The 24801-nt window shown below is 53.0% G+C and carries 23 protein-coding genes; 15 read left to right on the forward strand and 8 right to left on the reverse strand.

What is annotated here, in order from left to right; translation table 11 throughout:
- The first annotated feature begins 16 nt into the window (after positions 1-16).
- Positions 17-619, forward strand: a complete 603-nt coding sequence (locus ABD931_RS19290) for a Fic/DOC family protein (RefSeq protein WP_345269529.1) — start codon at positions 17-19, stop codon at positions 617-619.
- Here ABD931_RS19290 and ABD931_RS19295 read toward each other — a convergent pair.
- The gene (locus tag ABD931_RS19295; protein ID WP_345269530.1) at positions 594-755 is read right to left on the reverse strand and encodes a hypothetical protein; all 162 of its coding nucleotides are present in this window, start codon (positions 753-755) and stop codon (positions 594-596) included. The genes ABD931_RS19290 and ABD931_RS19295 overlap by 26 nt on opposite strands.
- Before the next feature lie 14 nt (positions 756-769).
- On the opposite strand from ABD931_RS19295, the gene ABD931_RS19300 reads away from it, so the two are divergent.
- Positions 770-2563: a PQQ-dependent sugar dehydrogenase gene (locus ABD931_RS19300; RefSeq protein WP_345269531.1), complete on the forward strand. Its 1794-nt coding sequence runs from the start codon at positions 770-772 to the stop codon at positions 2561-2563.
- A gap of 67 nt (positions 2564-2630) precedes the next feature.
- On the opposite strand, the gene ABD931_RS19305 is transcribed toward ABD931_RS19300, so the two are convergent.
- Genes ABD931_RS19305 through ABD931_RS19315 form a run of 3 tightly spaced genes read right to left on the reverse strand, consistent with a single transcriptional unit; the run spans position 2631 to position 8084 of the window.
- Positions 2631-3245 carry a hypothetical protein gene (locus ABD931_RS19305; protein ID WP_345269532.1) on the reverse strand — a complete coding sequence of 205 codons (615 nt, stop codon included), beginning with the start codon at positions 3243-3245 and terminating at the stop codon, positions 2631-2633.
- A gap of 21 nt (positions 3246-3266) precedes the next feature.
- Positions 3267-4853 (reverse strand): SusD/RagB family nutrient-binding outer membrane lipoprotein, encoded by a 1587-nt coding sequence (locus ABD931_RS19310; protein ID WP_345269533.1) that lies wholly within the window; start codon positions 4851-4853, stop codon positions 3267-3269.
- A gap of 36 nt (positions 4854-4889) precedes the next feature.
- The gene (locus tag ABD931_RS19315; protein WP_345269534.1) at positions 4890-8084 is read right to left on the reverse strand and encodes a SusC/RagA family TonB-linked outer membrane protein; all 3195 of its coding nucleotides are present in this window, start codon (positions 8082-8084) and stop codon (positions 4890-4892) included.
- A 263-nt stretch (positions 8085-8347) separates the two neighbouring features.
- Here ABD931_RS19315 and ABD931_RS19320 point away from each other — a divergent pair, with 263 nt between their 5' ends.
- On the forward strand, positions 8348-9751 hold the full coding sequence (locus ABD931_RS19320; RefSeq protein ID WP_345269536.1) for a DUF5723 family protein: 1404 nt from the start codon (positions 8348-8350) through the stop codon (positions 9749-9751).
- Positions 9752-9833: 82 nt separating this feature from the next.
- Here the strand turns inward: ABD931_RS19320 and recF are convergent, their stop codons facing one another.
- Entirely contained in the window at positions 9834-10922 is a 1089-nt protein-coding gene (gene recF, locus ABD931_RS19325) for a DNA replication/repair protein RecF (protein WP_345269537.1), read from the reverse strand.
- Between the two features lie 153 nt (positions 10923-11075).
- Here recF and pdhA point away from each other — a divergent pair, with 153 nt between their 5' ends.
- From pdhA to serS, 8 genes are all read left to right on the forward strand, one after another.
- The gene (gene pdhA, locus ABD931_RS19330) at positions 11076-12119 is read left to right on the forward strand and encodes a pyruvate dehydrogenase (acetyl-transferring) E1 component subunit alpha (RefSeq protein ID WP_345269538.1); all 1044 of its coding nucleotides are present in this window, start codon (positions 11076-11078) and stop codon (positions 12117-12119) included.
- Between the two features lie 118 nt (positions 12120-12237).
- Complete coding sequence (locus ABD931_RS19335) at positions 12238-12462, forward strand: DUF4926 domain-containing protein (protein WP_345269539.1); 225 nt, start codon at positions 12238-12240, stop codon at positions 12460-12462.
- 83 nt (positions 12463-12545) lie between these two features.
- Complete coding sequence (locus ABD931_RS19340) at positions 12546-13238, forward strand: tetratricopeptide repeat protein (RefSeq protein ID WP_345269540.1); 693 nt, start codon at positions 12546-12548, stop codon at positions 13236-13238.
- Positions 13239-13398: 160 nt separating this feature from the next.
- A complete protein-coding gene (gene ribH / locus ABD931_RS19345; RefSeq protein WP_345269541.1) occupies positions 13399-13896 on the forward strand; it encodes a 6,7-dimethyl-8-ribityllumazine synthase in 498 nt (165 codons plus the stop codon).
- 26 nt (positions 13897-13922) lie between these two features.
- Positions 13923-15248 carry an aspartate kinase gene (locus tag ABD931_RS19350; RefSeq protein WP_345269542.1) on the forward strand — a complete coding sequence of 442 codons (1326 nt, stop codon included), beginning with the start codon at positions 13923-13925 and terminating at the stop codon, positions 15246-15248.
- 86 nt (positions 15249-15334) lie between these two features.
- Positions 15335-15652 carry a nucleotidyltransferase domain-containing protein gene (locus ABD931_RS19355; RefSeq protein ID WP_345269543.1) on the forward strand — a complete coding sequence of 106 codons (318 nt, stop codon included), beginning with the start codon at positions 15335-15337 and terminating at the stop codon, positions 15650-15652.
- On the forward strand, positions 15649-15957 hold the full coding sequence (locus tag ABD931_RS19360; protein WP_345269544.1) for a HEPN domain-containing protein: 309 nt from the start codon (positions 15649-15651) through the stop codon (positions 15955-15957). Before ABD931_RS19355 ends, ABD931_RS19360 begins: the two co-directional genes overlap by 4 nt.
- A gap of 82 nt (positions 15958-16039) precedes the next feature.
- Positions 16040-17314, forward strand: coding sequence for a serine--tRNA ligase (gene serS / locus ABD931_RS19365; protein WP_345269545.1), 1275 nt, complete (start codon positions 16040-16042; stop codon positions 17312-17314).
- Here the strand turns inward: serS and ABD931_RS19370 are convergent.
- Positions 17311-17586, reverse strand: coding sequence for a hypothetical protein (locus ABD931_RS19370; RefSeq protein ID WP_345269546.1), 276 nt, complete (start codon positions 17584-17586; stop codon positions 17311-17313). The two genes, serS and ABD931_RS19370, sit on opposite strands and share 4 nt — an antisense overlap.
- 89 nt (positions 17587-17675) lie before the next feature.
- Positions 17676-18953, reverse strand: coding sequence for a DUF349 domain-containing protein (locus ABD931_RS19375; protein WP_345269547.1), 1278 nt, complete (start codon positions 18951-18953; stop codon positions 17676-17678).
- A gap of 70 nt (positions 18954-19023) precedes the next feature.
- On the opposite strand from ABD931_RS19375, the gene ettA reads away from it, so the two are divergent.
- Positions 19024-20691: an energy-dependent translational throttle protein EttA gene (gene ettA, locus ABD931_RS19380; RefSeq protein ID WP_345269548.1), complete on the forward strand. Its 1668-nt coding sequence runs from the start codon at positions 19024-19026 to the stop codon at positions 20689-20691.
- An 89-nt stretch (positions 20692-20780) separates the two neighbouring features.
- Positions 20781-21605, forward strand: a complete 825-nt coding sequence (locus ABD931_RS19385) for an aminotransferase class IV (RefSeq protein ID WP_345269549.1) — start codon at positions 20781-20783, stop codon at positions 21603-21605.
- A gap of 9 nt (positions 21606-21614) precedes the next feature.
- Here ABD931_RS19385 and ABD931_RS19390 read toward each other — a convergent pair whose 3' ends face one another.
- Positions 21615-22139: a KdsC family phosphatase gene (locus tag ABD931_RS19390; RefSeq protein WP_345269551.1), complete on the reverse strand. Its 525-nt coding sequence runs from the start codon at positions 22137-22139 to the stop codon at positions 21615-21617.
- 129 nt (positions 22140-22268) lie between these two features.
- Here ABD931_RS19390 and ABD931_RS19395 point away from each other — a divergent pair, with 129 nt between their 5' ends.
- Complete coding sequence (locus ABD931_RS19395; RefSeq protein WP_345269552.1) at positions 22269-23642, forward strand: methyltransferase RsmF C-terminal domain-like protein; 1374 nt, start codon at positions 22269-22271, stop codon at positions 23640-23642.
- Complete coding sequence (locus ABD931_RS19400) at positions 23639-24694, forward strand: alpha/beta hydrolase (RefSeq protein ID WP_345269553.1); 1056 nt, start codon at positions 23639-23641, stop codon at positions 24692-24694. The genes ABD931_RS19395 and ABD931_RS19400 overlap by 4 nt, the downstream gene beginning before the upstream one ends.
- The last annotated feature ends 107 nt before the right edge of the window (positions 24695-24801 follow it).

The raw sequence follows: 24801 nt of genomic DNA on the forward strand, positions 1-24801 counted from the left end.
CAGACAACAAATACGAATGGAAAACCAGTCTTTACCGGCTCCGCCGGGTATATTGCCAAACCGGCTGGGCTTGGTGTCGGCGGAAGAAATCGGCCTCGCCGAATTTGAAGGCTTTCTGAAAGCAGAAATACTCTTGACCGAGCAGCTAACCGGCCGCACCCGATTTACAGCCCGGTATATCCTGGACATGCATAAACTGGCGCTGGGAGATCTGTATTCCTTTGCCGGCAAATGGCGGGATGTGAATATCTCAAAAGGTGGGTTTGTCTTTGCCGCTGCGCAGTTTCTGCCCCGCATCATGCAGTTGTTTGAAACCGATATGCTGAACAGGGCACCCAATCGCTATATCGACCGGCAGCAGCTTGTCCGTGATATAGCCGTCGTTCATGCCGAACTGTTGTTTATCCATCCGTTTCGGGAGGGAAACGGACGAACGGCCCGGATGCTGGCCAATCTGATGGGCCGGAAGCAGGGGCTGAGTGCGTTGCACTGGGAACGGATTGCTCCCAATGAGGGGGCTACCATTTTGTTTGAGGAATATGTAGGGGCCGTTCAACAGGCTGCCGACCAAAACTATACGCCGATGGAGTGCATTATCGGGGCGATTTTGCCAGCGTAGCCTCTACCCGTTGGCGCACGGCGGTGGCCTGCTCCGGCGTAATGACAATTTTCTCAATGCGGCACGAAGCCACCACCGACCGCAAAATATCGGCGCGAACCGCAGCCTGATCTGTTTTCTGTTTTACCGATTTCATAGTTACGAATTTACATGATTTTCTGCGTACGAACTCCGTTTTACCGGTTATTATCCGCCATCGGCCTCTTGAGTCTCTACACGATTATACTTGGTACGCAAGCCTGTGGACAACCGCCGGCCACCAAAAAACAAGCAACGCGGCCGGTGCAGGTACCAATCGCCTACTCTACCGATCAACAGCTTTTAGCCAAAGGGCAGCAGTTGTTTCAGCAGAACTGCTCAGCCTGCCATAACTTTCTGCAAAAGGGTATTGGTCCGAATCTGGCTCAGGTAACGGCGGAGGTATCGCCCCAGTGGCTGAAAAAATTTATCCATAATGCACCGGCCGTGATTGCCAGTGGTGATGCCCGAGCGACTAAGTTGTATAAGGAGTACCAGCAATACATGCCGGCCTTCGCCAGCCTGCGTGATGCCGACCTGCATGCGCTTATGTCATTCATCCACAGTCGGCAGAAAAGCGCAGCCGGCCCGGCAGACGATAAAAGGCTGGGTGATGCGCTGAAAGATCCAATCCCCACAAAAATACAGAAGTCGGGCCTGCGGCTCAACCTGGAGAAAGTGACTACGGCACCGGCTACCGCCGATCAGGTACCACTGGCCCGCATCACCAAAATGGGCGTATTGCCCGGTGCTAGTGGCCAGAAAGACCGGCAGTTTATTGTCGACCATCGGGGGCAACTGTACGAGATGGAGGATAATCAGTTGCGGCTCTTCATGGACATGAACAAGGAGCGTGCCGGCTTCATCAACAAACCCGGCCTGGCGACGGGTTTCGGCAGTTTTGCCTTCCATCCGGAGTTCTACAGGAATGGACTGCTGTACACCACCCATACCGAAAAAGCCAAGGCGGCTCCGGCCGATTTTGCTTACGCCGACTCCATTAAGGTGACGCTGCAATGGGTATTGACCGAATGGAAGATGAACAACCCTACCAGCCCTGCGTTCAACGGCACCGGCCGGGAACTGTTTCGGGTCAACATGGTATCACCCATTCACGGGATGCAGGAAATCACCTTTAACCCGCTGGCGAAGCCGGGCCGCCCCGACTACGGCCTGCTGTACATTGGCATAGGCGATGGCGGAGCGGCCGAAAACGGTTTCTATTTTATCTGCAACGACAACACCAACATCTGGAGTTCGGTCCTGCGCATCGACCCCCAGGGCAAAAACAGCCGCAACGGCCGCTACGGCATACCGGCAACTAATCCATATGCCAACAGCACGAACCCGGCGGTGAAGAAGGAGGTATTCTGCCGGGGTTTCCGCAACCCCAACCGCATTTGCTGGGCACCCGACGGCAAGATGCTGATTACCGACATTGGCCACGCCAACGCCGAAGAATTGAATATAGGCATAGCCGGGGCCGACTACGGCTGGCCGGAGCGGGAAGGTACGTTTGTCATTAACCACCGGGGCAAAATGGCGAATGTGTATGCGCTACCTCAAAAGGAGCGTACCTACACCTATCCCGTTGCTGAGTACGACCACGACGAAGGCAACGCCATTTCCGGCGGCTTTGTCTACACCGGTACCGCCATTCCCGAACTGGCCGACAAATACATCTTCGGCGACATCGTAAACGGCCGCGTCTTTTACGTCGATAGCCGTCAGTTGAAGCTGGGCGAACAAGCCACCGTGCAGGAACTGGACATCCAGCTAAACGGAGCCGTAACCGATTTCCGCACCCTCAGTGGCAGCAAGAAAACCGACCTCCGCTTTGGCCAGGGCCTTAATCAGGACCTGTATCTGTTCACCAAAGCCGATGGCGCTATTTATAAGGTGGTGGGGAGTAGTATGGTAAAGTAGCTTGATATAGAAACAGCAAGGGCGGCCCGATTAATACCCGGCCGCCCTTGCTGTTTTTCGCTGATACCTATTTAAGCGGTTGATACAAGACTTTCCGGTTATCTACCCGGATGACCAGCCGGCAATCACCTACCTGACCGCGGGTTTCGTCGCATATACCGTCGTGGAATGCCGGGAACCGCCGGCCGTCTTCTGTCTGTACCGCAAATTTCACCAGGAACGTGTCGTTCAGGCGCAATGCCGATAAGGTAGACCCTACAGCGGCAACGGCTTCAGACGCCTTGATGGTAACTGTTGAGGGCAGGGTTGTTACCGTTCGCAGCAGTTTATCCGTATCTGTAATGCGGCTAGGCAGCGGGGCCAGGGCGGCTCCCGGATACTGGCAGTTAACGCCGTTGCCGCAGGCGGTCATGGCCGCCGTAAGCGTCACTCGTGGAGCATTCAGACCAACCCATACCTCAACGGCTTTTACCGGTACGTTCCGACCAAAGTCTTCTCCGCGCAGCTCAAACTCAAACTCAGCATTAGCTAGGTTATTTACGTCGAAATACGCTTTGTCAGCATTTACTTTAGCCACGGCCACCGCGCCGTTGGGAGCCGGCAGAATGGGGTCTTTGGTCTGGCAGGCATCCAGATAGAGCCAGGTGATGAGCGACAGAAAATAAAGTATGTTGCGATTCATATGAGTACAAGTTAGTGGTGATTACAAATCCCAGAATACAGGCTTGGTTAACTGGTTCTGCGCCGGGGCGTTGCTGTTGGTAGTGAGCTCACGCAGCGAATAGGTAAACCGCAGCGGGAATGGGTTCAACGGCGAGATGGGTGCCATCAGTGTCGGCAGACCCGTACGCCGGTAGTCGTTGTACGATTCAATGCCGTTACCGAACATGGCAATGTACTTCTCGGTCATCACCACGTTAAGCTTACCGGCATTATCGGCCGCATCAAACTGCGCCAGCCGGTTATTTACGAACGCCGTAATGATAGCTGCCGACAGTGGGGTCCCAGAATTACCGGCCGACTGCACAAAGCTGTTGATGCTGTTCAGGTTGGCGGTAATGGCGTTTTGCAGGTAAGTGCGGGCGTTCCCCTGCGTACCAAGTGTCAGGGCGGCTTCGGCCAGAATGAAGTTTACCATCGTGTTGGTAATCATCGGGAAAATACCGGCTCCTGATCCATCGGTTGTACCCACTACACGGTGAGCGGCCGGGCTGTTGGTGCCAACATTGGTCAGGAACTGGTTTGTTGTCGGCAAGCCGGTAATAGGATTGTTGTCGTACAGCCCGCCGTAGGGGTAAATACCAAACGTAGCCCGCACGGCATTATCGGCCGGCGCGCCGGTGGGGTCACCTGTATAGCGACCACCATAACCGTTGCTGGTACGGGTGAAGCTCACGCCGGCATTGTTGGTCTGGCGGTATACGTAATAGCGCAGGCGCGGGTCGTCGGTGTTATAGAGCCGCTCCATAAAGCCCTGGTCCATCCAGAAATCTTTGGTAGCCCGGTAATCACTGATATGGATCGGATGCCGGTTCTGGGGCGTCTCGGTCGAGCCAAAGCGGAAGGTAAAATCCTGCGTGTTGGTGCTGATCAGGTTATTGCCGGCAATTAGCGCGTTGATGTCCCGGATAACACGGTCTTTTTCGGCCGGAATCAGCCGGATCTGGTTAAGCAGCTTCAGCTTCAGGCTATTCCCCATCCGAATCCAAAGGGTACGGTCGCCCCGGTAAATGATGTCGCTGTTGCCGGGTGAGAGATACGGCGTTTTGTTCAGATCGGCAATGCCTTCGTCGATCAGAGCAAACACGGCCTTATAAATATCCTCGCCCTTGTCGAACTTGGGGTTGAGGTTACCTTCGCCACCGGATGCTTCGGTAAACGGTACGTCGCCCCACAGATCTACCATGATGCTGTAGATATACGCTTTTTCCAGTTTGGCAATGCCAACATAGCCCCACTGGCTGCGCTCTGTCCCCTGCTTGATTACCAGTTCAATATCGGTCAGCGCTTCGGCGTACAGGTTGTTCCAGGCGGTCTGGAAGGTAGTGCCGCTAAAGTCGAACCGGCTGGACAGGTTCTGAGTCGCGTGCTGCATAACCACCGTTGAAACCCGGTTGAGCGCACTGCCGCCGATCTGAATGCCCATTGATACTTGCGTAGCGGGCAGCAGGAGGTCTAAAACCGGTTGAGCGGGCGTATTCGGGTCGACGTTGATGTCTAGAAATTTATTGCAACTGCTAGTCAGCACCGCCAGAACTACGGCCGTACTGAGGGTAAGAAATTTTTTCATAGTTCGGATTAACAAAGTAGCTACGGCTGTTGACCATTAAAATGTTACGCGCAGGTTAACACCAAGTCGACGGGTGGTCGGGATGGCAACCAGATCAAATCCCTGGGCATTACCCACACCCAGCGAGTTTACTTCCGGATCGAAGTTCATATACCTGGGGAAGTTAGGTGCTTTGTACCACAGGTTGCGGCCGGTAAGCGAAAGCGATAAAGAGCCGAACGGCGTTTTTGCCAGCCAATTGGTCGGTAACTGGTAAGCCAGACCTACTTCACGCAACCGGAATACAGTACCGTCGAAAACCCGGAATTCATCGGCCGTACCCTGGCTACCCGCAAATGCCCCGGTTCCGAAAAAGAACTCGTTCACCGAAATGGGGATGTTGTTCGGCTGCTTTTTGCCATCGGCGGTCAGAATAGGCTTTTTCGTGTTGGGATCACCCAATACACCCGGCGGCACCAGCACCTGATAGCGGTCTTCGTTGTCACGCGTTACGCCCCGGCTCAGCATCTCCGATACCGAAATAGACAGGATATCGCCCCCTTGTTTCCAGTCGAACAGGAAATTGAACGTAAAACCTTTGTAAGTGAAGGTGTTGGTCAGGCCAAGGATAAAGTCCGGATTGGGGTTACCCACGGGTCCCTGCCGGTCGGCCAGAATGGCTTTTCCCGTCAGCGGATTGATGAGCAGGTTACGCTCGTCGTCGCGGAGATAGTAATCACCCCGAATCTGCCCATATGGCTGACCGACTACGTGAATGCTGCTCATCGAAGCGGTTATGCCGCTGTATGTCAGCTCTGTAGGACCGCCCAGATCCAGCACCAGGTTGCGGTTACGGGTAAAGGCCGCGTTGATGTTCCATTTAAAACCGTTGGGAAGCTGCACCGGTGTTGCGTCTATTCCTAATTCAATGCCCTGGTTTTGCACTTTACCCAGGTTTACCACTCGTGAGGTGTAGCCCGACGAGGGGGCTACATCGACGGTAAAAATCTGGGCTGTACTGGTCTTCCGGTAGAACGTAAAGTCTACGCCAACCCGGTTGTTCAGGAAGCGGAGTTCGGTGCCGGTCTCAAACTCACGGATAAATTCGGGCTTAAGCGTACTGCTACCCAGCCGGTTGCTTTGCGTCATGGTATTCACACCGTTGAAGGGAGCGGCATTGTCGATGGGCGAGGGGTTCGTATACGTGGGATTGATGTTAAACAGCGTTTGGGTCTGGTACGGACTGGCTTCGTTACCCACCACCGTATAACCTACGCGTACTTTTCCGAACGAGAGTGCCGGTATTTTGACCAGGTCAGTAAAGACGAGCGAGCCATTGGCTCCGGAATAAAAGTAGCTTCGGTTTCCCTTGGGCAGCGTCGACGAAATGTCATTCCGGGCCACCAGGTTCAGGAACGCGAAGTTGCGGTAGGCCAGGGAGAAATCACCAAAAAACGCAACGAATCGCTGCTTGAGCAGGTTACCACCGTTGGTAAGCTGAGTGCGGGTGTTGTCCAGGTCGTTGATGCCTGGCACAATAATGCCGTCGCCAAAGACGACCTGCCGATCGGTCATCCGCTGGTTGATGTTCTGCCCTACAATGGCCCGCAGGTTCCAGTCATCATTGAAACTCTTGTCGGCCGTAATCAGGAGGTTGCCGTCGAGTTCCTGGCGGTAGATGTTATCGTCAGTTACGTTTCCGTTCGGGAAGAGTTCGCCACCGCGCCCGTTCACGCTGCGCCGGCGGTCGGTATAGGCATTAAAGCCGGCCGTATACTGGACGTTCAGCCACGAAAGCGGATCAAAACCGAGGGTAAATTTGCCGAAATAGCGGTCGACCTTACTGGTGAAGGGGCTGTTATTGACAGACCAGTATGGGTTGTCGATACCGGCCCTGTCGTAGATGCTACCACCTGTCAGCGGATTGGCGTAAGGGTAATTGGTCAGGTCATAGCTGGTGGGTGTCCAGGGCAGAATTTCAATGGCCGACGGCCCACTCCCGTTCGAGGCTGCCAACTGGGGTGACCGCTGATCGGTATTCACGTAGTTCATCGACCCATTGATATAGAATCCGTTGTCGAGCTGCGCGTTACCGCCGATGTTGAAACTGGTGCGGGTGATGGTGTTAAACGGCACAATACCGTTGTTGGACGTGCGCGAAAAACCGGCTGTCATACTGCTTTTTTCGCTGCCGCCCGAGATAGACAGGGCATTTTCGTAGACATGGCCTTTCCCGTAGAAGTTGTCGTAATTCTGCTGGGCAAACGACTGGTATTTCACTTTTTTGCCAACCAACTCCGGGAATACCGACGGAAAGCGAACCCCTAGTGGGTGCAGGGTGGAGTCGAAGGCGGTGTACGGTGCGCCCCACGATCCAAATACACCATATCGCGTATCCCACTCGGTTCCCTGGCCATACGAGGTCTGAAACTCAGGTCGTCCGGCAATGCTCTCCTGGGAGTAAGATGTATTATAGGCTATTTCGAGACCTTTCCGCGTTTTCTTGCGTCCGTTCTTGGTTGTGATAATAATGGCTCCATTGGCAGCCCGCGAACCGTATAACGCTGCGGCTGCGGCTCCTTTCAGCACGGTCATTGTTTCGATGTTGTTGGGGTCGAGGTCAAACGCCCGGTTGGTGAACGTAGCCCCACCCGAATAGCCGCCATCGGTATTAAAGGTCGAGTTATCGAACGGAACACCGTCGACTACAAACAGTGGCTGGTTGTTATTGGAGAGCGAAGAGTTACCGCGAATGGTAATGTTGGTAGCTCCTCCGGCGGCCCCGCCTGAGCTCTGGATGTTTACCCCGGCCACTTTGCCCGTCAGCGCCCGCAGAGGGTCCGGTTCGGATACCTGCGCCAGTTTGGCACTACTTATGGTTGACACCGAATACCCCAGCGCTTTTTTTTCGCGGGCAATCCCCACGGCCGTTACGACTACTTCCGATAACTGCCGGGTATCGGCTTTGAGCGCAAGGTCGATCTGGCTGCGGTTACCGATTGGCACCTCCTGCGCCTGAAAGCCGATGGAGGAGAAAACCAGCGATTTGCCATCGGCCGGTACGTTGATCTGATAACTGCCGTCCGGGCCGGTAATCACGCCGACGGTCGTTCCTTTTACGGTCACCGAAACGCCGGGCTGTGCGGTATTATCTTCGGCGGAGGTGACTTTGCCGGTGATACTTCGGGCTTGTCCGAACAAGAGCGACGGCACAAGCCAAAGCCCCACCAATAGAAAGCATACGTGTTTCATACGCTACGGATAGGTTTTTAATAATAAGTTTTATTGTCTACTATAAGACCGTATAAAATTTTACATTTATTCATCATGATGCAAGTATTCTTTTGATGTATTCATAAAAAGCAAAATTTTTTCTTGTAATAGTTCAGTGTTGCCATAGACGTATATTCATTAGGGATGGCTTTGGTATAAGGAGGGTTACCCTGGTAAACTTAGGCTGAGGCTTGCCTGCACCCGTACATTTGCGCCATATTAGCCGCCGAAACTGGTTTCCTATGACAAAAAATCTTCGGTTTGGATGCTTGTGTCTGCTGTTAGCCACAGCCGCTACGCAGGCACAGCATATGCCCGGCCTGATGGGCAGCAACTACGGTGGTGTTTACCGAATACTGCAAAACCCCTCCGCCGTGGCGGGTTCCCGCTATCGCTATCAGGTCGTTGGAACCATTGGCTCCAGCATCACCAACCGGTACTTCCGCCAAATGGCCACCAATGATTTTCTCCACATCATTCGAATACCATACAGCGATAAGCTGTACCGGGACTTACAATCGATCGGCTCTTTGACCGAAGCTCCCCGCCATACGGTAACGTCCGAGATCATTGGTCCTTCCGTATTATTCAGCCCGGACCGGCGGCAGGCGTTTGCTCTGCACACCCGGATGCAAAGCTTTGTATACGGGCAGGCCCTGCCGTTACCCCTGACCCGCGCCTATGGATACGGTTTGTACGATCGGCGGGTAACACCTGGTTCGGGCGCATTGAATGCCACTATAGCTCAGCAGCAGTACGCTGAAGTGGGCCTTACCTATGGTCTGCGGGTATTTGAAGGCAAATGGCACCGGCTGAGTGTGGGGGCTACCGGTCGGCGGCTGTTTGGTGGCGTGTACCGTCAGTTACAGCTAACGGGTAATTACCGGATTCAACAGGATGTTACCGACGAAAAGTCACTGGTGCTGGACCGCTTTCAATACGTACTGAACAGCACCGCACCCCGGCAGGAGTTCCAGCTTTCGGCACCCGGCTATGGTACCGGCTGGGCGTTTGACGCGGGCGTGACGTACGAAATCGGTAAAGAAATTAGCGGTCGTGCCTACAATGCCGAAACGCCCTTTGCCGACCTTCGACCCGCCTACCTGCTCCGCTTATCGGCTGCTGTTATGAATAGCGGCAGCCTGCGCTTTTCGGGTAGCCAGAGCCGCGAGCTAAGCGGGAATTCGACCCGCACGGTACTCTTTCAAAAAGACCTTGACCGCTTAGGAGATGATATTGTGAGTCAGTTTCCTACGGTAGCTCCCGGCGCGCCCTCCGAACGGCCCGGCGGTGCCATGACCATTGAACTACCCGGCATGCTGCATTTGGAAGCCGATCTGCGGCTGGCCCGTTCCTTTTACCTCAACGGAACGTACCTGAAAAACATGAGTGCTGTTTCGGGCAGCACGGCGTCCATGCCGGACCGGCTTATTGTTACCCCCCGTTTTGAAGATGCCGATGCTGAAGTGGCTTTTCCGGTATCCATTATCGACGGTAATCAGCGGGTAGCGGTAGGTATGTCGGCCCGAGTAGGCCCGCTGGCGCTGGGATTCAGCAACCTCACCAGCATGCTCCATAAAAACGGCGACCACCGCGGCACCTACGCCTGGGTTGGGCTGTCGTTCTGGGGCTGGCATAAGGAGTAGTTTGAGGTTTGAGCGGGGCCGTCCGGCGGTTTGAAGTTGCTTTGCTTATTCAAACATTGGTGGCTCTACCTAACTACATACTTCAGACTTGTTCTACATGAAAGAACTTGACATCCGCCTTCACGGCTTGTAGTAACTCCGTCGTACGTTCGGGGCGGGCATCGGTGATGAGGAGCTGGCCGAATACGCCTTTGTCCATGAGCTGAATGAGCTTGCCGATGCGCCGGTCGTCGAGTTTGTCGAAGATGTCGTCCAGCAGCAGAATGGGTTTGGTGCTTTTCTCGGCTTGTAGCTGGTCGAACTGGGCCAGTTTCAGCGCGATCACAAAGGTCTTTTGCTGCCCCTGCGAGCCGAACTTCTTCAGGGCCACACCACCAATTTCAAACACAAAATCATCTTTGTGAATGCCTTTGGTGGTGCGTTGCAGCATAATATCCCGGTTGCGGTTTCGCCGGAAGTCCTTGGCGAACTCCTCGTTGCCCACCTCCGATTCGTAGATGATGTCTACCGTCTCGCGCTCCTGGCTCAGGTAGGCATAGTGCTTCCGGAACGAGGGCAGAAATTCGGTGACGAAGCGTTTCCGGCGCTCGTAGATGCGTTGGGCTAGTTGCAGCAGCGGCTCGTTGTAGGTTTCCAGCAGTTCCTCATCCAGGTAGTTACGCTCGGCAAAAAGCTTGAGCAGGCTGTTGCGTTGTTTCAGTACCTGCTGGTACATGAGGTAATCGCGCAGGTATTCGGGGTCGAGTTGGGAGAGGACCCCGTCGAAAAAATGTCGGCGGTCTTCGCTGTGTTCGCGCACCAGGTCGGTATCGTTAGGGGCCATAAGCACCACCGGAAACCGGCCGATATGCTCGCTTACACGCTCATATGGCTTTTTATCCGCCAGCAGCATTTTGCGCTGTCCCCGCTGGAGACTGATGGTTATCTGGGTGTTGCGATTTTCCTTGCTAAACACACCGTCGACAATGAAAAAATCGGCCTGATGATTAATGCTGAGAGCATCCTGATTATGAAAGGCACTCTTGCTTAACGATAAAAAGTATACCGCATCCAGTAGATTGGTCTTCCCGCTGCCGTTTGGCCCGACAATTACGTTCACCTGCCGTCCAAAGGTAAATTGGGCATCTTCGTAATTCTTAAAATTAGTCAGGCTTAGTTTTTCCAAATGCATCGGTATGGTTGTTAGCGGGATAATGTGTAATTTCGCGGCCGCCGATATGCCGGACTTTCCGGTGTGAGTAGGCCGCTATTGGCAACAAAGATACAGGTCGTTTGTTCATCTAACCGACAGGTCGTATCTGCTGATTACACTGAATATATACTCATGGCAAGCGTCAAAGAGAAAAAGAAACCAGGCGACGATTCGCCGACTGCTACGAAAACGCAACACCCCAGAGAGCGGTATCTGTACTGGTACGAGTCTATGCAGTTGCAACGGAAATTTGAAGAAAAAGCCGGGCAACTCTACGGTCAGCAGAAAATCCGGGGCTTTTGTCACCTCTATATTGGTCAGGAAGCCTGCTCGTCAGGCTCGTATACGGCGCTGACAAAAGACGATAAGTGGATTACCGCCTACCGCGACCACGGCATCCCGCTGGCGCTCGGCACCGACCCCAAGGCCGTGATGGCCGAGCTGTATGCCAAACAGACCGGCTCCTCAAAGGGCAAAGGTGGTTCCATGCACATCTTCGATAAGGAGGTAAACTTTATGGGTGGTCACGGTATAGTGGGTGCTCAGATTCCGCTGGGAGCGGGTATTGCTCTTGCGGAGAAGTACAACAAGACGCAGAACCTCTGCATCTGTTTCTTCGGTGATGGTGCCGTTCGGCAGGGAGCCCTCCACGAAGCCTTTAATATGGCTATGCTGTGGAAATTGCCGGTCATCTTTGTGGTAGAAAACAACGGCTACGCCATGGGAACATCGGTAGCCCGTACCTCCAACGTAACCGAGCTGTACACCATTGGTGAAGCCTACGATATGCCGTCGGAGCCGGTCGATGCCATGAGCGTCGAAGCGGTTCACGAAGCCGTGAGCCGGGCGGCCGAACGGGCGCGGGCCGGTGAAGGACCGACGTTCCTGGAGTTCCGGACGTATCGTTACCGCGGCCACTCTATGTCTGATCCGCAGAAATACCGGACCAAAGACGAGGTGGAGCAGTACAAGCAGCGCGATCCGGTTGAACAGGTCAGAGCCAAAATTCTGGAACTCGGTCTGGCTACGGAAGAAGAGCTGGGCGCGATTGACAAGAAGATAAAGGCGCAGATAGATGAGTCGGTGAAGTTTGCCGAGGAGTCGCCGTATCCGGAGCCGGAAGAAGCCTTTAAAGACGTCTATGTCCAGAAAGATTATCCGTTTCTGATGGAGTAGGCGCTGAAAGAATTCTTATGAAAAAAGCCTCATTAGCTCGTCTGATGAGGCTTTTTTCATAAACAACCAGACAAAAACGCAGGTTACTCTACTATGTAACCACACTACTGAAAGCGTCATGAATGAGTTTGAGTTGGTGGTCCTGCAGGAGGACCTGAAATCGGGTAAGCTGAAAAAAGGAGATATAGGAACCATAATCACCGTTTTGAATAACCACCGGGCCTACGAAGTGGAGTTTGCCACGCTGGCCGGTGAACCGTTGTCGGTGGAGATATTGCTGCCACACCAGATCAGGCGCGTCCGCGAATCGGAGGTAATGGCGGTGCGGGAGCTAACTGCCTAAGAAAGTTATCGTTGAAGTTTTCGGCTGTACCCTTTTCCATAATTCCAAATATTCGTAATTTTGCAATCCAAATTAAAATCGGTATGAGCAAAAAGAACACGGGGTTGGAGTTTCTGGAAGACCCGGATGCGTTGGCGGGCCAGTTGGAGAAGGCCGAGGACTTCTTTCAGAAGAACCGTAATCTTATTTTAGGGACAGTTGCGGCCGTTGTGCTGCTGGTAGCCGGCTTTGTTGGCTATCGCCTGTACGTAAGCAGCCAGGATGAAGAAGCCCAGGTAGAAATGTTTCCGTCGGTGTACCAGTTTGAGGCCGATTCGCTGAAGAAAGCGTTATCCGGCGATGGTGCTAACCCCGGTCTGGTAGCGATTGCTGATGAATACGGTGCCGCCAAAGCCGGTAACCTGGCTAATTTCTACGCCGGTACCGCCTTACTGAAGCAGGGTAAATATGATGATGCCATTGAGCACCTGAAAGATTTCAGTTCGTCGGACCTGCTGGTACAGGCCCGTGCGTATTCGCTGATTGGCGATGCCTATATGGAGAAGAAAAGCTTCGATGAGGCTATCTCCTACTACAAAAAAGCCGCCGATTATAAAGAGAACAAATTTTTTACGCCTGCGTATCTGATGAAGCTTGCTGTTGCCTACGAGCAGAATAAGCAGAGCGAGGAGGCTATCAGGACATACGACCAGATTCTGGAGAAATACCCGACATCTGCCGAAGCGCCTAACGCGAAGAAATATAAATCGGTGCTGCAAGCCACTGCCGGTGAGTAAGTAGCGTAGGCATACAGAACCTAAGCGAAAGGACAAAGCCGGCCAAAGGCTTTGTCCTTTTTTATTGTACCAGCTACAAATCAGCTGTAGGCTTGTGCCACCTTCATCCTGTTAATCCTTCAAATTCTGTAAAAATCCTGGTTCTAACTCCTGATTCCCTATGTCGTCTGCCCATAAAAACCTAAGTGTATTTTCCACCGAAAACCTGCCGGACATTAGCGAACGACGCTTTGCCCTGATCGTTGCCGAGTGGAATGCCGAAGTAACCGAAGCCCTGTTCGAGGGAGCCTACCAAACCCTGCTGACCTACGGGGCCAAGCCCGAACACATCATTCGCGCCAACGTACCCGGCAGTTACGAGCTAAGTACTGGTGCAGTATGGTTTGCGCAGCGCGACGACATTGATGCCGTTATCTGCCTCGGCTGCGTCATCCAGGGCGAAACCAAACACAACGACTACATCAACCACGCCGTAGCGCAGGGCCTGACCAACGTCAGCCTGAAAACCAACAAGCCAGTCATTTTTGGCGTGCTGACGCCTAACAACCAGGAGCAGGCCCTCGACCGCGCCGGCGGGAAGCACGGCAACAAAGGCGACGAAGCCGCCATGACGGCCATTAAGATGCTTGGCCTCTTTCAGCAGATACAGAATAGTTAAACTCACTCAATCACACATTTACTTCCATGCAAGTCTGGAAATTTGGCGGTACCTCGGTGGGAAAGCCCGAGCGTATGCACTCCATCCGAACGCTGATTACCGCCGATAGCGGTCGGAAAATAGTTGTTCTTTCGGCTTTATCCGGTACAACCAACGCCCTATTAGCTATTGGCGAGTCACTCAAAGCCAATAGCGATGCCGAAGCGCACGAGAAGATTGATGCGCTGAAAGCCCATTACGACTCGTTCATTAAAGAGCTGTACCAAACGCCGGAGGGACTGGCCAAAGGGCAGCAAATTGTCGATAGCGAGTTTGGCTTCATACGGTCGCTGACCAAGATAAAGCCGTATACCCTGAAGCAGGAGAAAGAACTCGTAGCAGAAGGTGAACTGCTGAGTACCCAGATGTTCCAGGCGTACCTCGACGAATGTGGCGAAAGCTCAGTGCTGCTGCCGGCCCTTGAGTTTATGCGCATTGATGCCGATAACGAACCGGAACTTGATTATACCGAGCAGAAACTGGCCGAGATGCTGCCGCAGCACCAGGCTAAACAGCTTATCATTACCCAGGGCTTCATATGCCGCAACCCACGCGGGGAAATTGACAACCTGAAGCGAGGAGGCTCCGACTATACGGCCTCTCTGATTGGCGGTGCCATCCGGGCGGAAGAAATCCAGATCTGGACCGATATTTCGGGGATGCACAACAACGACCCACGCATTGTCAAAAAGACTGTGCCCATTCGCGAGCTGACCTTCGATGAAGCGGCTGAATTAGCCTATTTCGGAGCCAAGATTCTGCACCCGTCCACAATTACACCCGCCCGGAAATACGGTGTACCCGTCCGACTGAAGAATACAATGGAGCCCGAAGCTTTCGGTACGCTTATCGCCACCGACACCAGCGACCAGGTATTCAAGGCCGTAGCTGCCAAGGACAACATTACGGCGCTGTACATCCACTCCACCCGGATGTTGAACGCCTACGGCTTCCTGCGCCGAATTTTCGAGATTTTCGAGAAGTACAAAACGCCGGTCGATATGATTGCCACGTCGGAGGTGTCGGTATCGGTTACTGTCGATAATCCGGAGAATGTGCCGCAGATAATGGAAGAACTCCGCACTTTCTGCGACCTCGAAGAGCCCGATTATGATCAGTGTATCGTTTGCATTGTCGGCAACTTCAGCGCCGACCGCGAAGGCATTGCCCTGAAGGTACTGGAAGCCATGCGCAACATCCCAATTCGCATGATTTCGTACGGTGGTTCGGAAAAGAACATATCGCTCCTTATCCACGGCAACTACAAGGCCCAGGCGCTGAACGCGTTGAATGAGGGGCTGTTTGGGTTGTAAGGGACTATCAAACTTAGCCATCGGATAGTTGTAAAATCATTCGGTGGCTAAGTTTACTACCTTTGCTGTTGAACATCCTGCCTGCTATGAAGCGCCTAAGCAAAGCTGATTTCCTGCAACAAGTCAAAGCCCAGGTACTGGCGATTGACCCACAAGCTGAGGTATATCTGTTTGGCTCGCGGGCCAGAAATAACCAGCGCCGTAATTCAGACTGGGATTTTTTGGTGCTCACCGAGAAAGAACTCACGCTACAGCTTAAGTATGATATTTGGGATATGTTCACTGAACTGGAATTAGCTACAGGGGAAATCATAAATCCGGTAGTGCATTCAAAGCAGGAGTGGACCAAGCAGCAGTTTTCACCCTTTTACTGGAATGTTCTGGAGGAGGGCCGACCCGTATGAGCGACTTCAAAGAGCAGGAAATAGCCTATCGAATCGCTCGTGCTCAGGAAACGTTGTCAGACGCCAAATCCCTGATTGCGCTGAAAGGCTGGAATAGTGCGGCCAACCGTCTGTACTATGCCGCTTATTATATGGTCGTTGCGCTAATGGTACAGGAGGGGATAAAGATTACCTCACACGATGGAGCTAAGCAGATGCTTGGACTGCATTTTATCAAAACAGGTAAGCTGGACGTCCGATATAGCAAAATATACGGCCATTTATTCAATACCCGTCAGAGTGGAGATTATGGGAACTTCGTTTAATATACCGAAGATGAGATAATTCCCCTGTTAGACCAAACCGAACAATTCATAACTGCCCTCAGGCAATTATTACCTGCTTAAGATGCTTCAACTTTCCTTCATCCGCGAGAATAGAGAAATCACTATAGCCGGTCTGCAAAAGAGACGGTTTGCCAATGCCGAACAGGTTGTTGGGCAGATTATCAGTCTGGATCAGCAGCGCCGGGATACCCAGAAAGAATTAGATGATGTGCTGGCCCGCTCCAACGCTAAAGCGAAAGAGATTGGTGCCCTGATGAAAGCCGGTAACAAAGCGGAAGCCGATGCCGCCAAAGCCGAAACCGCCGAACTGAAAAGCCGCTCCAAAGAACTCGAAGACGCGCTGAAAAGTATAGAGCAGCAGGTGCAGGATGTGCTGGTGACCATACCTAACCTGCCCCACAGCAGCGTTCCCGAAGGCCGCTCCGCCGAAGACAATGAGGTGGTGTACCAGCACGGCGAAATACCCTCGTTACCTGAATCTGCTCAGTCTCATTGGGACCTCATCAAGAAGTACGATATCATTGACTTCGAGCTGGGCAACAAAATTACCGGTGCCGGTTTTCCGGTGTACAAAGGGAAAGGTGCCCGTATTCAGCGGGCGCTCATCAACTTTTTCCTGGACGAAGCGCTGAACGCCGGTTTTCTGGAAATTCAGCCGCCCATCGTCATCAACAAAGACTCCGGCTTCGGTACCGGTCAGCTGCCCGACAAGGAAGGGCAGATGTACTACATCACCGAAGATGATTTGTACCTGATACCGACCGCCGAGGTGCCCATTACCAACCTCTACCGGGATATAATTTTGCCCGATAGCGAGCTGCCCGTTAAAAACGTCGGCTATACGCCCTGCTTCCGCCGAGAGGCTGGTTCCTGGGGGGCTCACGTGCGGGGACTTAACCGCCTGCATCAGTTCGATAAAGTAGAGATCGTGCAGATTCGCAAGCCGGAAGAGTCGTACCAGGCGCTGGAGGAGATGAGCCAGTATGTGCAGTCGCTGCTGCAAAAGCTGGAACTGCCCTACCGCGTACTGCGGCTCTGCGGGGGCGATATGGGCTTCACCTCGGCGTTGACTTACGATATGGAAGTTTTCTCGGCCGCACAGCAGCGCTGGCTCGAGGTTAGCTCCGTCTCCAATTTCGAGAGCTACCAGGCCAACCGCCTGAAGCTACGCTACAAAGCCGAAGGCGGGAAAACGCAACTGCTGCACACCCTCAACGGCTCCGCACTGGCGCTGCCCCGCATATTGGCCGCTATTCTGGAAAACAACCAAACGCCCGACGGTATTCGCATCCCATCGGTGCTGGTGCCATACTGCGGCTTCGAGCTTATCAGTTAAAGACTACAGGCGAAGTTCTCGTAACCCGGATAGTCCGGCGAAAGCTTACCGTCTATGCTGACAATCTTGTCCAGACGAATAGTCGCACCGGAGGCCAGTTCGATGTATTCCGCATCGTCTTCGGTGTATATTCGTTTGAGCAGTGCATCGGCGCGGATGTATTCATGCAGGTCGGTCAGGTATTCCATCCGGACGAGTTTCCGCTGGGCAACCGCCGACTTTATTTCTTCGTAAAACCCAGGGTCAATGGGCTTGTAGGTTGTCGTGTTCATACCGTATTAACACAGGCACAGACCATTCGGTTTACAAACAGAAAAGCCACGGAGCGCTCCGTGGCTTTTCTGTTAATTCATAAATCAAGTTAATATCCGGCAGCGGTCAGTTGGGACTGAAACTCTTTTAGTATCGATTCCTTCATCGCCACTTTCCGTTTCTGGGTGTTAATCTTGTTCAGAATCATTTTATCCTGCTCGTTCTCCGGATTCAGCATACCGGCATCCTGCTGGGCAATCTGCAAGTCGCTTTTTTCCCGCCGAATCAGGTATTCCATCTCCCGAATCTTGGTGCGCAACTGCTCCGACTGGCTCTTCAAATCAAAAGCCGGATATTTGCGGGCCAGCACCCGGTGCAGATAGCTCAACTCGAATATCTTGTCGCAGGCGGCCCGGAAACGCTCGTTCAACTGCTTGTCCTGGAGCTTAAACGGCACTTTCACTTCCTTCCAGCTATTGAGCAACTGCTTGGCGCGTTCGGCCGCCTGGAAAATGTCTTTCTGCTTAGCCAGGCGCTCGGCCTCGTCGGCCATTTTCATCTGGGCTTCAATGCGCGGGTCGACCCGTTTCTTGATGACAATACCTTTGGCGGCATTGTACTTATCAAAAACCATGGTGGTGAAGCGCTTGAACTGCTTGTACAGCTTACCACTCTTTTTAATGGGTACTTCGCCGACTTGTTTCCAAAGATTATTTAACCGGCGCACCTCCTGATAAGCCGCGTCGAGGTCCTGGTTCCGCGAAGCCCGGATGGCCAGCCGGATGAGGTCATCGTACTGGTTCAGGCGTTCCTGAATAACTTTGTTCTGCTCATTGAAGAACTCCCGACGGCGTTGGAAAAAGCCGTCGAGCAACTCCTGAAAACGGCCTTCAATCTCCGTTTCCATCGCTTTATCGACGGGGCCTGTTTTAATCCACTTCGCTTTAATTTCCTGGAGCGCATCGGCCGTCGCCTTCCAGTCATTACTACTCGCTACCTCTTCCGTTTCCGCCAGCAATGCCCGTTTAATTTCCAGGTTTTTAAGCTGATTGTTCTTTATCAGGTCCGTCAAAACGACTTCCAGGTCATCGAGCCGTTCGAGCAGGGGGATGAAATCGCCGATGGCATCGAATCCCAGCAGCTTTTTTCGCAGTTGAACCAGCTTGGTCAGGTAAGAACCTTTGTTCTGAGCTTCTTCGACTTCCTGCTCCAACTGGCTCACTTTGTTCTGAGCGATGACAAAGCGATTTTTGAAATAGTCTAGTGCTTCCTGCTCGGTTCTTTTTACCTCACCGATTTGGCGGTCCGGGTAGTTGTGGTAGCCTTTTAAAAATACCTTTCCGTCTTTGACGTAACCGTATTCATCTACCAGAGAAGCGGTTTCCATTATTTTCCTGAATTGAGCTGAGCTATGGGTTTATTTCTCGATATTTGCCCACCACAAATTTAACTACATAATGAGCCAGGAAGCTATTATATTTTCTATGGCGGGCGTCAGTAAAATTATTCCGCCCAACCGACAAATCCTAAAGAATATATATCTTTCCTTCTTTTACGGTGCTAAAATTGGTGTTCTGGGTCTCAACGGCTCCGGTAAATCCACACTCTTGCGCATCATTGCGGGCATTGATAAGAACTACCAGGGCAATGTCGTTTTCTCACCCGGTTATTCGGTAGGAATGCTGGAGCAGGAGCCGAAGCTCGACCCGGCTAAGACGGTGAAAGAGGTTGTGGAAGAGGGCGTTCAGGAAGTGGTGGACCTACTGAAGGAATTCGACCAGATAAACGAAGGCTTCAACGACCCCGATGCCGACTTTGATAAACTGATTGCCCGGCAGGCCGAAGTGCAGGAAAAGCTGGACGCACACAATGCCTGGGAACTGGATACCAAGCTGGAGCGGGCCATGGATGCCCTGCGCCTGCCGCCCTCCGAAGCCATTGTTGGTAACCTTTCCGGTGGTGAAAAACGCCGGGTAGCCCTGTGCCGGTTGCTGCTTCAGGAGCCGGATGTACTGCTCCTCGACGAGCCGACCAACCACCTCGATGCCGAATCGGTACTGTGGCTGGAAGAACACCTGCGCCAGTATAAAGGCACTGTGATTGCCGTTACGCACGATCGTTATTTTCTCGATAATGTGGCCGGCTGGATTCTGGAACTGGACCGGGGTGAAGGTATCCCCTGGAAAGGCAACTATTCATCGTGGCTGGAACAGAAGCAGAACCGCCTGGCAAACGAAGAAAAGACCGAATCCAAGCGCCAGAAAACGCTTCAGCGCGAATTGGAGTGGGTGCGTATGGCCCCGAAAGCCCGTCAGGCCAAGTCGAAAGCGCGTTTAGGCGCGTACGAAAAACTGCTGGGCGAAGAGGGTCGCCAGAAAGAAGAAAAGCTGGAAATCTTTATTCCACCCGGACCGCGTCTGGGCGCTAAAGTCATTGAAGCGCACAATGTAGCCAAAGCCTATGGCGACAAACTCCTGTTTGAAAACCTGGAGTTTAATCTCCCCCAGGGCGGTATCGTCGGTATCATCGGGCCTAATGGTGCGGGTAAAACGACGCTGTTCAAACTCATTACCGGCAAAGAAAAACCAGACGCGGGTGAGTTTACCGTGGGCGAGACCGTAAAGCTGGCGTACGTCGACCAGGAGCACGATAACCTCGACCCGAATAAGAGTGTTTTTGAAACCATTTCAGGCGGTAACGAGTGGGTGATGCTGGGCGGTAAGCAGTCAAATGCCCGCGCTTACGTCAGCCGTTTCAATTTTACCGGTTCCGACCAGGAAAAGAAAGTGGGTAACCTGTCGGGTGGGGAGCGGAACCGCGTTCACCTGGCCATGCTGCTCAAAGAAGGAGCCAACCTGCTGCTGCTCGATGAGCCCACCAACGACCTTGACGTAAACACGCTGCGGGCGCTGGAAGAAGGTCTCGAAAACTTCGCCGGTTGCGCCGTCGTCATCTCCCACGACCGCTGGTTCCTCGACCGCATTGCCACCCACATTCTTGCTTTTGAAGGCAATTCGCAGGTATACTGGTTCGAAGGCAACTTCACCGAATACGAAGAGAACCGCCGGAAGCGCCTGGGCACCGACGCCACCCCGCATCGTATCAAATACAAAAAACTCGTTTGAAGTTTAAGGTTTCAGGTTTGAAGTTGCTTCGCCAGATAGTTGACCAGGGGCGAAGCAACCTCAAACCCTAAACTCAAACGTCTTCGGACATGCACCATTACGGTTATTACAACGGCACCATTCAGCCTGTCGACCAGATTGGCGTAGGCGTATTTGACCTCGGACTGCTACGCGGCTACGGCCTGTTTGATTATTTCCGTACCTACAACGGCCGGCCATTCCAGTGGGACTGGTATTGGACCCGCTTTCAGAATTCGGCCCTGCGTATGCACCTGCGCCTGCCGCTGACTAAAGACCAGACCTATAAAATAGTCATGGATCTGCTTGGGCGCAGTAATCTGGAGGATGCGGCCATACGTTTTGTCCTCACCGGCGGGGACTCACCGGATAGCATATCCATTGTCAAACCCAGCCTGCTGATTATAACGGAGGACATTCACCCGGTAACTCCCGCGCAGTACGAGCAGGGCATTCGGGTGATTCTGGATGATTATGTGCGCGAAATGGCCGAGGTGAAAAGCACCGATTACAAACGGGTCATTCTGCTGGCCGAGGCCATTCGGGGAGCCAGGGCACAGGATGTACTGTACCATAAAAACGGCGAGATAAGCGAACTGAGCCGCAGCAACTTTTTTATCATTAAAGGCCAGCGCCTGATCACGCCTAACCGGCATATTCTCCACGGCATTACCCGCCGGACCGTTATGCAACTGGCGCAGGAAGATTTTGAGGTAGAAGAACGCCCGGTGCTGCTGTCTGATCTTTACGATGCCGACGAAGCCTTTACCACCAGCACTACCAAGAAAGTCCTGCCTATTGTAGAGATTGGCGACCTCACCATTGGCGAAGGCAAACCCGGCCCCAAAAGCAAATACCTGCTCGAACGCTTTGACGAGTTGGTCGAGAGTTGGTAGGCCACACTCTTAACTACCGCCGTGCTTTAGCCACGTCCCCCATTTTCCCTGCGCTTTCATCACCTGTTCGATAACGTCGCGAACGGCACCCCTTCCACCGGGTTTGGGAGAAATATAATCGCAGACGCCCTGGATTTCGTCGGCTGCATCGGCCGGGCAGGTGCTTAGTAAGGCTTTACGGCTCAGAATTTCGTAGTCGGGCAGGTCGTCGCCCATATAGAGGACTTCTTCTTCCCGGATACCGTCGCGGGTCAGGTAGCCGATGTAGGCATTTACTTTCTGGTCGGTGGGACCACCCATAAAGATGTCCTTTATCTTCAGAAACTCCAGTCGTCTGCGCACGCCCACCTGATTCCCCGCCGAAATAATGGCAATTCTGTAACCGGCCTTAATGGCTTGTTCAATACCGTAGCCATCCCGTATGTAAAACGTTCTATACTGCTCTCCTGACTCCAGGGCGTTGACGGTACCATCGGTCAATACGCCATCTACGTCGAAAATAAAGGTGGTAATTTGCTTAAAGCGGTCGCGCATACTGCTGTACCCCGGAATTACATTCCGGCTGTTATTGTGAGTCTATATATTTAAACAGGAATTACATTCCGTTGTACAGGTTGTACTGCAAGTTTAGGAAAAATCCGCCGGAGTAGGGACCTTTGCCGCATGAATACCATTCCGCAGGCTTTCCGCGAACGTATGCAGGCGCAACTCGGCAGCGAGTATCCTGCGTTTGAGGCTGCCTTGACCCAGGAGGCACCCGTCAGCATTCGGGTCAATCCCCGAAAAAGTGTGCTGCCGACAGATTCGGTGGACCGGGTACCCTGGTGCTTCACGGGTTATTACCTGCCGGAACGCCCTGTATTTACGCTCGACCCGCTCTTTCAGGCCGGAGCGTATTATGTGCAGGAGGCCTCCTCCATGCTGCTGGCCGAAGCAATCCGGCAAACGGCTAAAATGGGCCGGCCGTTGCGGGTACTGGATTTATGTGCCGCACCGGGTGGCAAAAGTACGCTGCTGGCTTCTATGCTGCATCCGGAAAGCCTGCTGGTTTGCAATGAAGTTATACGTACCCGTGTGCCGGTGCTGCGGGAGAATATCGACAAATGGGGGTATCCGAATGTGGTGGTTAGTAACCACGATCCGGACGATTTTGCGGGCCTGACCGGCTTTTTTGACGTAGTGGTGGTGGATGCACCCTGCTCCGGCGAGGGGCTTTTCCGGAAAGATCCGGATGCGGTAGAAGAATGGTCGGAAGGGAACGTAGACCTGTGTTCGGCGCGGCAGAAACGCATTCTGTCGGCGGCCGCGCCATTGGTTGATAAGGGAGGGCTGCTTATCTACAGCACTTGTACCTACAACGATAAGGAAAACACCGAAAATGCGCACAGGCTGACCGGACAGCAATTCACTAGTCGACGCCTGACACTACCCGCCGAATGGGGCGTCGTGGAAAAAATATACGAGGGGGCGTATGGATACCAGTGCTATCCGCACCGGGTCAGGGGCGAAGGCTTTTTTATCAGCATCTTTCAGAAACAGACCGAGGTTTACAACTCTCAGAAAAACATGCCCAGAGGCTTTAAAAGCATGAAACCCGTTCATGCCAGACAGGCTAAGGTTCTGGCTGAATGGCTGGCGAACCCCAACGATTTCTCCTACTGGCAAAAACCCAATCAGGAGATAATTGCCGTTCCGGTAGTACTTGAAAAAGAATTAATTACCGTAGATTTGGCTTTGCGTAACAAAGGCTTTGGCGTCGATATGGGCGTGTTTAAAGGCAACGACTTTATCCCGTCTCACGCCCTGGCGCTCAGCACAGCTGTCAACCCGGAATTGCCTGGTATTGAGTTGAGCCGGGAAGAGGCCCTCCGGTATTTCAAAAAGGAAAGCCTGGTGCTGAATGAGCAAACGCGTGGCTGGCTCTTGGCCCGCTATCAGGGCCTGAACCTGGGCTGGCTCAAAGGCGTGGGCAACCGCGTTAACAATTACCTGCCCAAAGACTGGCGTATCAGAATGGATATAAAGGAGTACGCATGAAAACGTTTCTGAAATGGTTTGGTCTGTTGTTGGCCGTGTTGGTTATCGCTTATCTGGTAGGTCCGACTGTACAGCCGGGGCCTGTTGCCGAAAATATTCCTGTGGTATCGACGGATCTATCTGTCCTGGAAACACAAATCAGCGAGTCAGAAAGCAAAGCCGGCCTCAAACCCGACAACCAGGCTCGCATCGTCTGGGCAGACAGTCTGCACAAGCAGAAGACACCCTACAGCTTGGTTTATCTGCCCGGCTTCGGGGCCAGTTGGGCCGAGGGGGACCCCGTGCATAAACAGTTGGCGAAACATTTCGGCTGCAACCTTTACCTGGGGCGGGAGTTTGAGCATGGCGTCAAATCGTCGGATGCGTTAAAGAACCTGACTCCGGCTACCTACACCGCTTCGGCAGAGTCGGCGCTGGCCATCGGTAAAGCGCTGGGTGAAAAAGTAATCGTGATCGGCACCTCGGCCGGCGGTATGCTGACGCTCTACCTGGCGGCTCATCATCCCGAAATTCACGGCATTGTACTCTACTCCCCCTGCATTGCGGTCGCTAACCCAGCGCTCAAACTGGTGACCCGCCCCTGGGGCAAGCAGATTATGGACGGCATTATGGGCTCGGAACACGTAAAAGTTACCCATTACCAACCAGACCGTGCCAACTACTGGCTGACCCAATACCATACCAATGGCCTGATTACTCTTCAGACCATGCTCGATAAGTTCATGACGCCCGAGACCTTTGCTAAGGTAAAGCAACCGGTATTTATGGGCTATTACTACAAAGACGAGGAGCATCAGGACAAAGTAGTGTCGGTGCCGGCCATGCTGGAGATGTTCGACCAACTCGGTACCCCAGCCGACAAGAAGCAAAAAATGGCTTTTCCGGAGTCCGGCGACCATGTCATCGCGTCGCACTTCACGTCCAAAGACCTGAACGGTGTCTATCAGGCTACAGCCACATTTATGGCGGAAGTATTGGGGGTAAAACCTGCTCCCGCGCCCCGGCCGAACTACACCCCAACACCTACATTGGCATTACACCCAAAAAAGTAATTAACTTTGCCCGAATTTTAAATGAATAATGAACAATGAATAATGAATGGTGAACAGTGAACGATGAAGGCCTCAAAGCCAGACATTCATCATTCATCATTCATCAT

This window comes from Nibrella viscosa (assembly GCF_039541875.1).
GTDB lineage: Bacteria > Bacteroidota > Bacteroidia > Cytophagales > Spirosomataceae > Nibrella > Nibrella viscosa.